Source organism: uncultured Cardiobacterium sp., from assembly GCF_938028185.1.
Classification (GTDB): domain Bacteria; phylum Pseudomonadota; class Gammaproteobacteria; order Cardiobacteriales; family Cardiobacteriaceae; genus Cardiobacterium.
Window position 1 is genome coordinate 1 of sequence record NZ_CALJAH010000379.1, and the last position, 13,139, is coordinate 13,139.

The 13,139-nt window shown below is 60.7% G+C and carries 11 protein-coding genes and 1 tRNA gene; 5 read left to right on the forward strand and 7 right to left on the reverse strand.

What is annotated here, in order from left to right; genetic code table 11:
* From Q0349_RS11135 to Q0349_RS11165, 7 genes are all read right to left on the reverse strand, one after another.
* A partial coding sequence (locus tag Q0349_RS11135; RefSeq protein WP_298081032.1) for a TatD family hydrolase occupies positions 1-537 on the reverse strand: 537 nt, incomplete at its 3' end.
* A gap of 87 nt (positions 538-624) precedes the next feature.
* Positions 625-1,638 (reverse strand): UDP-glucose 4-epimerase GalE, encoded by a 1,014-nt coding sequence (gene galE / locus Q0349_RS11140; protein ID WP_298081033.1) that lies wholly within the window; start codon positions 1,636-1,638, stop codon positions 625-627.
* A 136-nt stretch (positions 1,639-1,774) separates the two neighbouring features.
* Positions 1,775-3,169, reverse strand: a complete 1,395-nt coding sequence (locus Q0349_RS11145; protein WP_298081034.1) for an undecaprenyl-phosphate glucose phosphotransferase — start codon at positions 3,167-3,169, stop codon at positions 1,775-1,777.
* A complete protein-coding gene (locus tag Q0349_RS11150) occupies positions 3,147-4,115 on the reverse strand; it encodes a glycosyltransferase (protein WP_298081036.1) in 969 nt (322 codons plus the stop codon). Before Q0349_RS11150 ends, Q0349_RS11145 begins: the two co-directional genes overlap by 23 nt.
* A 3-nt stretch (positions 4,116-4,118) precedes the next feature.
* Positions 4,119-5,267 carry a UDP-galactopyranose mutase gene (glf, locus tag Q0349_RS11155; protein WP_298081037.1) on the reverse strand — a complete coding sequence of 383 codons (1,149 nt, stop codon included), beginning with the start codon at positions 5,265-5,267 and terminating at the stop codon, positions 4,119-4,121.
* On the reverse strand, positions 5,264-5,992 hold the full coding sequence (locus Q0349_RS11160; RefSeq protein ID WP_298081039.1) for an ABC transporter ATP-binding protein: 729 nt from the start codon (positions 5,990-5,992) through the stop codon (positions 5,264-5,266). The genes glf and Q0349_RS11160 overlap by 4 nt, the downstream gene beginning before the upstream one ends.
* Before the next feature lie 3 nt (positions 5,993-5,995).
* A complete protein-coding gene (locus Q0349_RS11165) occupies positions 5,996-6,787 on the reverse strand; it encodes an ABC transporter permease (RefSeq protein WP_298081046.1) in 792 nt (263 codons plus the stop codon).
* A gap of 139 nt (positions 6,788-6,926) precedes the next feature.
* Between Q0349_RS11165 and Q0349_RS11170 the strand changes: the two genes are divergently transcribed.
* From Q0349_RS11170 to lon, 5 genes are all read left to right on the forward strand, one after another.
* Positions 6,927-7,011 (forward strand) — tRNA-Leu (locus tag Q0349_RS11170).
* A gap of 55 nt (positions 7,012-7,066) precedes the next feature.
* Positions 7,067-8,383, forward strand: a complete 1,317-nt coding sequence (gene tig, locus Q0349_RS11175) for a trigger factor (RefSeq protein ID WP_298081040.1) — start codon at positions 7,067-7,069, stop codon at positions 8,381-8,383.
* Positions 8,384-8,609: 226 nt separating this feature from the next.
* Complete coding sequence (gene clpP / locus Q0349_RS11180; protein ID WP_298081041.1) at positions 8,610-9,230, forward strand: ATP-dependent Clp endopeptidase proteolytic subunit ClpP; 621 nt, start codon at positions 8,610-8,612, stop codon at positions 9,228-9,230.
* Between the two features lie 31 nt (positions 9,231-9,261).
* Positions 9,262-10,509 (forward strand): ATP-dependent Clp protease ATP-binding subunit ClpX, encoded by a 1,248-nt coding sequence (gene clpX, locus Q0349_RS11185; RefSeq protein ID WP_298081042.1) that lies wholly within the window; start codon positions 9,262-9,264, stop codon positions 10,507-10,509.
* A 17-nt stretch (positions 10,510-10,526) separates the two neighbouring features.
* Complete coding sequence (gene lon, locus Q0349_RS11190) at positions 10,527-12,914, forward strand: endopeptidase La (RefSeq protein WP_298081044.1); 2,388 nt, start codon at positions 10,527-10,529, stop codon at positions 12,912-12,914.
* Positions 12,915-13,139 lie beyond the last annotated feature (225 nt).

Sequence of the window (13,139 nt, forward strand, 5' to 3'; positions counted from 1 at the left end):
GGCGGCGCGCGGGTAGGTCGAGGTGCCGCCGATGCCGATGTAGCCGCCTTGCGCGAGGATGCGCGCCAGTTGTGCGTCCGAGCCGGTGAAGCTGTGGATGATAAAGCGCGGGTTGCCGCCGCGTTTCAAGAGGTGCAGCACGGCGTCGAGCGATTTGCGCGCGTGCAGCAGTAGCGGCAATTGGTAGCGACGGGCGATGTCGATTTGCGCGGCAAAGGTGGCGCGTTGTGCGGCGCTGTCGCCGTTCAGGAAGTCGAGGCCACATTCGCCGATGGCAACGGTTGGCTGGTTTTGGATTTGGCTTTCGAGCGCGTGCAGGTCGTCGTCCTGGTGTTCGTCCTGGTAGAGCGGGTGCAGGCCGTAGCTGGCATAGACGCCGGGCAGGGCGGCGCAGCGGGCGACGTCCACCCAGTGCGCGCGCGTGGTCGCGGCGATGACGATGCGGGCGACGCCTGCGGCTTGGGCTTCGGCGGTGATGATCGCCGGGTCGTCAAACCAGTCGAGGTGGCAATGGCTGTCGGTGTAGCGGAGGGGCATGGGTTTGGGGCGTGTTGGGAGCAATGGGCAGTGAGGTATGCGGGCAAACCCCACTCCCGGTTTTCTCTCCTCTGTGGGGAGGGGTTTTTAGCGATACCCCATCGGGTTTTTTTGTTGCCAGCGCCAGGTGTCGGCGACCATGTCGTCCAGGCTGCGCGTCGTCCGCCAGCCCAGCTCGCGCGCGGCTTTGTCCGGGTTCGCCCAGAAGGCGGGCAGGTCGCCCGCGCGGCGCGGTGCGAACTGGTAGGGGATGGTTTTGCCGCAGGCTTTTTCATAGGCGTGCAGTACGTCCAGCACCGAGCGCGGCGTGCCGCTGCCGAGGTTCCAGGTGAAGACGCCGGTTTTGCCGTCGATGCCTTGCAGCGCCTTGACATGGCCTTCCGCCAAATCCATGACGTGGATGTAATCGCGCAGGCAGGTGCCGTCCGGGGTGTCGTAGTCGTTGCCGTAGATGGAGAGGCGTTCGAGGCGGCCAACGGCCACTTGCGAGATGTAGGGGACGAGGTTGTTGGGGATGCCTTGCGGGTCTTCGCCGATGTCGCCGCTTGCGTGCGCGCCGACCGGGTTGAAGTAGCGCAACAGCGCTACCGACCAGTCACAGTCGGCGTGGGCGGTGTCGCGCAGGATTTGTTCGATCATGACTTTGCTTTGCCCGTAGGGGCTGCTCGGCACGCCAACCGGCAGGGTCTCGCGGTATTCGCGTTCGCCGCCCGCTTCGCCGTAAACGGTCGCCGACGAGCTGAAGACGATGCGCTTCACCCCCGCCGCCGCCATTGCCTGAAAGAGGGTGATGGAGCCGCCGACGTTGTTTTCGTAGTACGGCAGGGGCTTGGCGACGCTTTCGCCGACGGCTTTGAGTCCGGCGAAGTGGATGACGGATTTGACCGGGTAGCGGGCAAAGAGGGCGTCGAGCGCGGCGCGGTCGCGGATGTCGCCTTCGATGAAGGTCGCCGTTTTGCCTGCCAGTGCGCCGACGCGGCGGATGGATTCGGCGGAGCTGTTAACAAGGTTGTCGAGGACGAGGACGTCATGGCCTGCCTGCAAGAGGACGAGGACGGTGTGCGAGCCGATGTAGCCGGCACCGCCGGTGACGAGGATCATGTGTGGTCTCCTGTTGTTGTGGGTTTGAGGGGTTGGTTGTGTGCGTGTTGTTGTAGGGTGGGGCTTGCCCCACCGTGAAATTCAATGTGTTTGGTTATGGGTGGGTCAAGACCTGCCCTACGGTGATGACGCGGGGTTATTGGGCATTGCGGTCATGGAAGACGCGCAGGGCGGTGAGGAAGATGATTTTCAGGTCAAGCCACAGCGACCAGTTGTCGATGTACCACAGGTCGTAGTTGATGCGTTCTTCGAGGTCGGTGTCGCCGCGCCAACCGTTCACTTGCGCCCAGCCGGTGATGCCCGCTTTCACCATGTGTTTTTGCATATAGCCGGGGATTTCGTTGCGGAATTGGGCGACGAATTGCGGCCGCTCCGGGCGCGGGCCGACCACCGACATTTCGCCTTTGAGGACGTTCCAGAATTGCGGCAGTTCGTCAATGCTCAGGCGGCGCAGCAGGCGGCCAAGCGGGATGGTGGGTTTGTCGCCCGCACCGCCCCAGGTCGCGCCGCGTTGTTCGTTGTCGGTCGGCATGGTGCGGAATTTCAGGATGTTAAAGACTTCGCCGTTCCAGCCAACGCGCGCCTGGCGGTAGAAGATGGGGCTGCCCGCGCGGCAGCGTATCCACAGGGCAACCGCCCCCAAAAGCGGCGCGAGCAGGATGAGGGCGACGCTGGCGATGATTTTGTCTTCCAGCCATTTGGTCAGGCGTTTGCGCCCGTGCATCGGCGAGATGCTGATGTCGAGCGCGTAGTGGCCGACAACGTAGGAGCCCTGGTAGTTGATGAGGCGGAAGCTGCGCAGGTCGGGGATGTAGCGGATGTTGGCGGTGCTGTAGCGCAGGGCGTCCAGGATGTCGCCGACGGTGTCGCCTGCGGTCAGCGGCAGGCAGATCCAGATTTCGTCGCAGGGCGGTTCGCCGTCGCGCGCGGGGTCGTAGCGGCGCACGTCGTCCACCTGGTTGAACAGTGCTTCGTCGGCATCAAGCAGGCGGATTTGCCGCACGAGGTATCCGGCGAGCGGGTCGCGGCGGATGGAGCGGTAAACTTCGCGGCAGGTGGCGTGGTTGCCGATGAGGGCGAGGCTGCGCGTGTTGTGTCCGGCGGCGCGCAGGCGGCTGAGCAGCCAGTAGGCGGTGATGCGGCTGATGAGGCAGAGGGCGAAGGCGGTACTGAGCCACAGGCCGAACCAGAAGCGGGAGAAGTGGTGTCCGGCTTTGGTGAGGTAGAGGTAGCCCGCAATCATCCCGGCGAGGTAGAGAAATCCCTGGATGAGGCGCAGCAGCAGCGGCGCGCGCAGGGCGCCACGCCAGGAGCGGTAGACGCCGCAGGCGCTCAGCACGAAGACGGCGGCGAGCGCGGAGAGGGTGGTCATCCACTGGTAGCGTTCCCATTGCCAGATGGGGTAGCCGAAGTATGCCCAGAAGGTGATGGCGCCGGCGAGGTAGGTGTTGGCACCGTCGGCGCATTTGGCCAGCCAGTGCATATAGGGCATGACGCCGTTGCGCGCGTTATTCGGGTGCGGATGCATCATGGTATTGTTCGATGATGGCGGCGGGGTCGCGCGTCAAATCCTGGCGGATGCCGTCGCGCACCGCCTGCCACCAGAGGCGCAGGTACAGGCGCTTGGCGCGGTAATGGCGGGCGGCGGCGAGCCAGATGAGCGCTTTCAACAGGGCGACGGGGTAGAACCACGCGCCTGCCGCCATGCGGTAGATGAGCAGGCCGTTGCGGTAGGTGAAGTAGGCTTTCCACATCGGGTGGTAGCCGCGCCGCGCGCTCTGGAAGGTGGAGCAGTCGTGAATGAAGCGCACCGCAGGAAGAAAACAGTGTCGCCCGCCGTGTTTGCTGAGGTTCAGGGTGTAGAGGATGTCGTCGCCGTAGATGAATAGTCCCGGTTCGGGCAGCGGCAGGCGGCGTACCCAGTCAGCGCGGACGAAGTAGCCGACGAAAGATGAGCTGTCAATCGGCAAGGCGTCGTGCGTATGGTAGGCATGGTCTGCGACGTGGAAGGCGCCGCGGGCGCGGTCGCTGAAGACGCCAAGCGCGGTGCGCAGCAGTTTGCGCGGATGCCAGAAGGGGTTGTAACTGGGGCGGTTCATTTCGCAGATGCTGCCGTCGGGGTAGTAAACGGCGGCAGCGGCGCTGTCGCAGTCGCTGAGGTCGGCGGCGGCAAATTGGCGCAGCGCGTCGGGCGCGGGGAAGGCGTCGTCGTCGTAGCAGAGCAGCCAGTCGGGGTTGAAGTGTTCCAGCGCTGCCGCCATGCCGAGGGCAAAGCCGCCCGCGCCACCGGCGTTGTGGTCGTGCAATATCAGGTGCAGGCGCGGGTCATCGCATTGTTCCAGCCATTCGCGGCTGCCGTCGGTCGAGGCGTTATCAACGACGACCACGCCCGCGAACGGCTGCGCCAGCGTCGCCGCCAGCGTTTGCAGCAGCGCGTGGCGGCGGTTGTGGGTGACGATGACGGCGACGATGTTCATCTGTCAGATGTCGCAATAAAAGACCGGTACGCGCGCGCCGCTCTTGCGGGCGGCGAGGTAGCCGCGTGCCGCATCGAGCGCTTCGCGGATGGTGACGTCCATGTCGAGGTAGCGGTAGGTGGCGAGCCGCCCGATGAAGGTAACGTTTTCCAGCGCCTGCGCGGCGCGGACGTAGTCGGCGAGCAGTTGTTGTCCGGCGGTGAGGCGGATGGGGTAGTACGGCAGGTCATCTTCGCCACAAGCGCGGCTGTATTCCCGGTAGCACACGGTTTTGTCGTGCGTTTCCCACGGCGCGAAGTGTTTGTGTTCAGTGATGCGGGTATAGGGTATGTCCACGTTGCCGTAGTTCATCACCGCCGTACCCTGGTAGTCGCCGTCGGCAGTGAAGCGCTCGAAATCGAGGGTGCGATAGCCGAGGCGGCCCAATTGGTAGTCGAAGTAGCCGTCCAGCGGCCCGCTGTAGAAGGTGTGCGCGTAGGCGGTGCTGTCGGCGCGCTGATAGCGGGTGTTCAGGCGCAAAGTAATCGCCGGGTGCTCCAGCAGCGCGGCGACGATGGGGGTGTAACCGTCTTTCGGCATGCCCTGGTATTGGTGGAAGAAGTAGTTGTCGTTGTAGTTGAAGCGTACCGGCAGCCGCTTGAGGATGCTCGCGGGCAATTCGCGCGGCTCGCAGCCCCATTGTTTTTGCGTGTAGCCCTTGAAGAAGGCCTCATACAGTGCGCGGCCAACGAATTTCAGCGCCTGCTCCTCGAAGTTTTGCGGCTCGGTGATGCTGTTGTCGGCTTGCGCGGCAATGAAGGCGCGTGCTTCGTCCGGGCGCATCGCCTTGTCAAAGAACTGGTTGATGGTGTGCAGATTGACCGGGAGCGAGTACACCCGCCCGTCCACCGTGCTTTTGACGCGGTTGGTATAGGGCATCCATTCGCCGAAGCGCTGCATCAGCGCCCAGACTTCGGCGTCGTCGGTGTGGAAGATGTGCGGGCCATAGATGTGCACCATCACCCCGGTTTCGCCATCGCGTGCGCTATGGCAGTTACCGGCGACGTGGGCGCGCGATTCGATGACGTCCACCGCCAGCCCCGCTTCGGCCAGGGTGCGGGCGATGACCGCGCCGGAGAATCCGGCGCCAACAACGAGGATTTTTTCTTTCATGGGTGCGTCTCCAGGGTGTTTTGTTCTTCGCGGATGAGTTCGCCGTGTTCCAGAAATATCATGCGGTTACACAGGCGTTGGGCGAGGTTGAAGTCGTGCGTGGCAAAGACGAGGATGCCCGCGTTTTCGATGAAGCGCATCAGCCGCGCTTCGGCTTTTTGCCGGAAGGCTTCGTCGCCGACGCTCATCCATTCGTCCATGAGGATGATTTCCGGGCGGATGCTGGTCGAGATGGAAAAGGCGAGACGCAGCACCATGCCGCTGGAATAGGTACGCACCGGCATATTGATGAAGTCGCCCAGCTCGCTAAATTCGACGACTTCGTCAGTAATCGCCTCAATCTGCTTCGGCGATAGGCCGAGAAAGAGGCCGCGCATGCGGATGTTTTCAAAACCGGTCGCCTCGCCGTCCATGCCGAGCATCGCGTCCAGCAGGCTGGTCACGCTGCCTTCAACCGCAATGCTGCCGCGTGTCGGTGCATAGACCCCGGCGAAGACGCGCAACAGCGTCGTTTTGCCGGAGCCGTTATGACCGATGAGCGCGACCCGCTCGCCTTCGCGGATGTCGAGGGTGATGTGTTTCAGCGCTTCAATTTCGGCAAAACCCTTGCGGAAGCTGCTGAGGCCGCCACCCGCGGCCGCCTTGAACACGGTTTTCTTGAAGGAGCGCTGGTGCGCGTCGAATACGGGGAAGGTCACGCAGACATCGTCTGCCTTGATATACATCTTTTATAACCAGTAAGTGATTTTCTTGCGGGTGAGCGAGAAGACCCACATGGCCAGCGCCGTGCCGCCGAGGGCGAAGGCGGCGGCGACCTGCCAGTACAGCGGCGCGGGCATGATGCCCAGCACCGGGTCGCGCAAGAGGGTGATAAGCGAGGTAAAGGGGTTCATCTGCGCGATGTGCAGCCGCCCTTCCGGCAACTGGTTCAGCCGCCAGATGATGGGGGTGACGAAAAACAGCAGCGTTACAATGCTTTGAATGACCGGCATCATGTCGCGGAAGCGGGTACAGAAAATGGCGATGATGAGGCCGAGCCAGAGAATATTGACGGAAACCAGCACAAAGGCGGGCAGCAACCAGAAAATATTGCTGTTGATGCCAAGGCCGAGGAACAGCATCACGAACGGATAAATCAGCAGGTTGTGCAGCAAAATCAGCAGTTGCCGGTAAAAGACGCGCATCACCAGCGCCGACAACGGCAGATAGGATTGCTTCAGAATGTGCTCGTTGGCGGTAAAGGTTTCCGCATATTCGCTGATGGAGCCGGCGATGAATGCCCAAAAAATAAGGCCGAGCGCCAAATGCGGCACAAATTCCGCCAAATCGGTGGAAAACAGCGCGCCATAAAGCGGCCCCATCGCCGAGACCGTGACCGCCATGCTGAGCGTAATCCAGAACGGCCCCAGGGTAGAGCGGCGATACTTCAGGCGAATATCCTGTCGCGCCAGCGATTGCCACAAACGAAAACCGGCAATGCCTTGCCGGATATCCGTCCACGCACCCCCCGTGTTCATCATTTTAATCAAGATATAACGCCTCGTTATAAGGGGAAAAGAAACGGCGCAATTATCCATATTTGCCGCGGCGACGCAATCGCCATTTGGACACCCGTCCGTCTTGCATTTCCCCAGGGGCTATGCTTAAATGCGCCGCTTTGCGAGAGTGGCGGAACTGGTAGACGCACTGGATTTAGGTTCCAGCGGGGCAACCCTTGAGAGTTCGAGTCTCTCCTTTCGCACCACGGTTTCCATTCATTATTGAGCGGCTCGCCGCAGTTTCATTTATCGAGGATAGATATGCAATCATCCGTTGAACAACTGGAAGGTCTTTCGCACAAATTAACGGTTGAACTACCGTCTGCGCGACTGAATCAGGAAGTCGAAAAACGTCTCAGAGAAATCACACCGCGCGTGCGCATTGATGGCTTCCGCCCCGGCAAAGTGCCGCCTGCCGTCGTCAAACAAAAATACGGTACCAGCGTCCGCCATGACGTGCTCAGCGAAATCGTCGAAGAAACCTGCCGCGAAGCCATGCAGCAAAGCGGTTACACCCCCGTAGCCTCGCCGGAAATCACCCTGCTCTCCGGCATGGCCGCCAACGAACCGATCAAATACACCGCCATCTTTGAAATTATGCCCGAAGTGGAAGTCAAGGGGCTGGAACAAATCAGCATCACCCTGCCGCGCAGCGAAGTCCGCGACGAAGACGTGGACAACATGGTACTCACCCTGCGCCGCCAGCAAGGCACCTTCCACGAAGCCGACAAGGCGGCAGAAGAGACCGACCGTGTCACCGTCGATTTCGTCGGCAAGCTGGACGGCGTCGCCTTTGACGGCGGCAGCGGCGAAAATATGCCCGTCATTCTCGGCACCGGCCAAATGTTGCCCGACTTTGAAGCGGGTCTCCGTGGCGGCAAGGCAGGCGAAGAAAAAACCTTCGATGTTGCCTTCCCGGCCGATTACCACAGTGCCGACCTCGCCGGCAAAACCGCGCAATTCACCGCGACCATAAAAAAAGTGGAAGCGCTGGCACTGCCGGAAATCAACGAAGCCTTCATCAAGGCCTTTGGCATCGAAAGCGGCGAACAGGACGCCTTCCGCAAGGCTATCCGCGACAACATGACGCGCGAACTGGAAAACGCCCAGCGTGCCATCCGCCGCAACCGGATGTTTACCGCCCTGCTGGAAAAAAATGCCGAACAGCTTGTGCCCGAAAGCCTGGTGCGCATGGAAGCCGAACACATGGCACATGAAGCACGATTGGAACAACAAATCGAAGACGTGCAACGGCGCCGCGAAGTGGCTATCCGTGTCTTTGGCGAACTCGCCCGCGACCGTGTCCGCATGAGCCTCCTCGTCAACAAACTGTTGGAAGAGCGCAAGCTCGAACTGGATCAAGCGCGCGTGGATGCCCGCATCCAGTCCATCGCCGCTACCTACGAAAACCCGCAGGAAGTCGTGGACTGGTACAAAAAAGACCGCGAGACCCTGCGCCGCCTGGAAGCCGCCATCCTTGAAGAACAACTGGTTGACCAACTGTACGAACAGGCACAGGTCAGCGAAGAAGACAAAACCTTCCAGGAAGTCATGGCACTGGGCCAGCAACGTGGCTAACCGCTTGGACGACCGACGGGGCAGCCTTGGCTGCCCTTCATTTATTGGTGCCATCACAAAATAACTGGCACGAACCTTGCAACGGCATCGGCATCCGTTGATACACACCGCACCCGTTATACATACACCTTGAGCGCTCAGGTGTATGTAAATGACGCCCCTTGAAATCCCGCCAGCCGCCCGCACATCGGGAACTGTCCTAACCCCTTAAACGGAGAACACCCACATGGAAATCCAAAACAACCTGCTCATCCCGATGGTCGTCGAGCAGACCGGTCGCGGCGAACGCTCCTACGACATCTACTCCCGCCTGCTGAAAGAGCGGGTCATCTTCCTCGTCGGCCCGGTCAATGACGCCTCCGCCAACCTCGTCGTCGCGCAAATGCTCTTCCTTGAAGCGGAAAACCCCGACCAGGACATCCACCTCTATATCAACTCGCCCGGCGGCTCCGTCACCGCAGGAATGTCCATCTACGACACCATGAACTTCATCAAGCCGGACGTCTCCACCCTCTGCCTCGGCCAGGCGGCGAGCATGGGGGCGATGCTGCTCACCGCAGGTGCACACGGCAAACGCTTCGCCCTGCCGCACAGCCGGGTGATGATTCACCAGCCGCTGATTAGCGGCGGCCTCGGTGGCCAGGCATCCGACATCGAAATCCACGCGCGCGAACTGCTGAAAATGAAGGCGACGCTGAACGAACTGCTCGCCAAACACACCGGCCAGCCACTGGAAAAAATCGAACGCGACACCGACCGCGACAACTTCATGTCCGCCGAAGAAGCCGCCGCCTACGGCCTGATTGACCACGTCACCACCGCGCGCACCGACATCAGCGCATCCTGAAGCGCGCCCACCGCATTCCCCGGAGATACCCATGACCGATAAACGTCACCGCTGCTCGTTCTGCCACAAACCCGATACCGAAGTCCGCCGCCTCATCTCCGGCCCGGACGGTATCAACATCTGCGACGAATGCATCACCCTCTGCGGCGATATGCTCAAAGACGGCGCGCCCGCTGGCAGCGAACCCGAACTGTTTGACGGCAAACCGTTGCCGACCCCCTCCGAAATCAAGGCCTTCCTCGATGACTACATCATCGGCCAGCACCGCGCGAAAAAAGCGCTGGCGGTGGCGGTATACAACCACTACAAACGGCTGCACCTCAACCAGCAAAAAGCCGACGACGGCGTCGAAATCGTCAAAAGCAACATCCTGATGATCGGCTCGACCGGCTCTGGCAAAACCCTGCTCGCGCAAACCCTGGCCAAATGCCTGGACGTGCCCTTCGCCATCGCGGACGCCACCGCCCTGACCGAAGCGGGTTACGTTGGTGAAGACGTCGAAACCATCGTGCAAAAACTGCTGATGAACTGCGACAACGACGTCACCCGCGCCGAACGCGGCATCATCTACATTGACGAAATCGACAAAATCGCGCGCAAGGGCGAAAACCTCTCCATCACCCGCGACGTCTCCGGCGAAGGCGTGCAACAGGCGCTGCTCAAACTGGTAGAAGGCACCGTTGCCGCCGTGCCGCCGCAAGGCGGGCGCAAACACCCGCAGCAAGAACTGATACACGTCAACACCACCAACATCCTCTTCATCTGCGGCGGCGCCTTTGCCGGACTGGAAAAACTCATCGCCAAACGTACCGAACAGGGCGGCATCGGCTTCGGCGCTCACGTCCACACCAAATCCGAGGCGGACGAAAACAACAACCGCCTGCTACAACAAATCGAACCGGAAGACCTGGTCAAATTCGGCCTTATCCCCGAATTTGTCGGCCGCCTGCCGATTATCGCCCTGCTCGATACCCTCGACGAAGACGCGCTGGTACACATCCTCACCGAGCCGAAAAACGCCATCGTGCGCCAGTTTGAAAAAATCTTCGGCTTTGAGGACGTCGCCCTCGAATTTACCCCGGACGCGCTGCAAGCCATCGCACAAAAAGCTATCACCCGCAAAACCGGCGCGCGCGGCCTGCGCTCCATCGTCGAACAAACCCTGCTCGATACCATGTTCAACCTGCCCGACCAGAAAGACATCGACAAAGTGACCGTCACCGCCGCCACCATCCTCGAAGGCAGCGCGCCGCAACTGCACAACAAAAAATCCGCCTGAACCGGAAGAAGAACCCGATGCAAGAAAACACCCTCCCCGTCCTGCCCCTGCGCGACGTCGTCGTCTATCCGCACGTCATCGTGCCGCTCTTCGTTGGTCGGGAAAAATCCATCGCCGCGCTTGACGTTGCCAACCAGAACCAGCAAGAACTGCTGCTCGTCCCGCAAAACGACGCCAGCATCCGCGATCCGGGCGTTGCCGACCTGCACCCGGTCGGCAGCGTTGGCCGCATCGTACAAATGACCAAACTCTCCGACGGCACCGTCAAAGTGCTGGTCGAAGGCCTGCGCCGCATCGAAATCGCCGCCTGGCAAGAAGACCAGCCCTACCTGCAAGCCAGCTACCGCGATTACGGCAACAACAACAGCGTCCCCACCGACGAACAGCGGGCGATGGGCAAAACCGCCGTCGAACAATTCACCCGCTTCCTCAAAGAAAACGACAAAAACGCCGACGACCTGCTGCAAAACCTGCGCCAGCTCAACAACCCCGGCCGCATCGCCGACACCATCGCGGCACACATGGACCTCAGCCTGGAGCGGCGCATCACCATCCTCGACAGCACCGCGCTCAACGAACGCCTGCAACACATCCTCATCTTCCTTGAAGAAGAGCTGGAAAAATCCGACCTTGACCGCAAAATCCGCAAGCGCGTCAAACAACAAATGGAGCGCAACCAGCGCGAGTACTACCTCAACGAACAAATCAAGGCCATCCAGAAAGAACTGGGCGAAATGGAAGACGCGCTCAACGACATCGAACAACTGGAAAAATCCGTCAAAGAAGCGGGCATGAGCGCGGATGCCGAAAAAAAAGCGCTGTCCGAACTGAACAAACTCAAACAAATGTCGCCGATGTCGGCAGAAGCCAACGTCATCCGCAACTACCTCGAATGGATGATTGACTACCCCTGGTCCAAACGCCGCCGCAGCCAGTACGACATCGCCCGCGCCGAAAAAATCCTCGAACGCGACCACTACGGCCTCGAAGACGTCAAAGAACGCATCCTTGACTACCTCGCCGTACAAAAACGCAACAAACACGGCAAAGGCCCCATCATCTGCCTCGTTGGCCCGCCGGGCGTCGGCAAAACCTCGCTCGGCAAATCCATTGCCGAAGCGACCGGGCGCGACTTCGACCGCATCTCGCTCGGCGGCGTCCACGACGAAGCCGAAATCCGCGGCCACCGCCGCACCTACATCGGCTCGCTGCCCGGCAAAATCGTACAAAAACTCTGCAAACTGGGGAGCAACAACCCGCTCATCCTGCTGGATGAAATCGACAAAATCGGCATGGATCACCGCGGCGACCCCGCCTCCGCCCTGCTCGAAGTCCTCGACCCGGCGCAGAACAACGCCTTCAGCGACCACTACCTCGAAACCGACATTGACCTCTCCAACGTCCTCTTCATCGCCACCGCCAACACCCTGAACATCCCGGCGCCGCTGCTGGACCGGATGGAAGTCATCCGCCTGCCCGGCTACACCAGCCGCGAAAAAAGCGAAATCGCCACGCGCTACATCCTGCCGCGGCAAATCCGCGAACACGGCCTGCGCAAAGACGAATTTGCCCTCGAAGACGGCGTTGTCACCGACATCATCGAGGACTACACCCGCGAAGCGGGCGTGCGCAACCTGGAGCGGGAAATCGGCAAACTGGCGCGCAAAAGCGTGCGCAAACTGCTGACCAGCGACATCAAAAACATCGCCATCAACAAAACCAACCTCGAAGACTTCCTCGGCGTGCCCAAATACCGCCGCAGCGAAGACGACCTGCGCAACAAAATCGGCTGCGTCACCGGCCTCGCCTGGACCTCCGTCGGCGGCGAAACCCTGCAAATCGAGGCGACCATCTTCCGTGGCAAAGGCAAACTGAACCTCACCGGCCAGTTGGGCGACGTCATGAAAGAATCCATCCAGGCCGCCTCCTCCGTCGTGCGCAGCTACCTCGAAGCGAGCCTGCCCGAACTGCGCTACGACGAATACGACATCCATATGCACCTGCCCGAAGGCGCGACCCCGAAAGACGGCCCCAGCGCCGGCATCGGCATGGCAACCGCGCTGCTATCCGCCTTCAGCAAAATCCCGGTACGGGGTGATCTGGCCATGACCGGCGAAATCACCCTGCACGGACGGGTGCTGGCGATTGGCGGCCTCAAAGAAAAACTGCTTGCCGCCGTGCGCAGCCACATCAAAACCGTGCTCATCCCGGAAGAAAACCGCAAAGACCTGCGCGACATCCCGGACGAAGTCAAAGACGCGCTGACCATCATCCCGGTGAGCCGCATCGAACAAGTCTTCGAGCACGCCTTTGAACCCTCCGAAACCCCGCTCAACCAGCGTCTGTTACAAATCAAACAACCGCCGCCGATAAACGCCGAAGCGGCGAAAAACATCCGCTGCTAAGCTCCCACACAATAAACCGCCAATTATGGCGGTTTAATTTTATTCGGCGTATAGGACAAAAAAGGAGCTATAGCGATACACTCAAAGTTTTACACAAGGCGCAACGCTGGGGGTGGTACGCGGCTATACGGAAAGACGGCACAGTATGAGACTTTCGGTGTATCGCTATAAAAAACGCTGTAAGCCTTATGCTGCAAGGCTTTAAGCGGGGTCAAAACCTTTGAA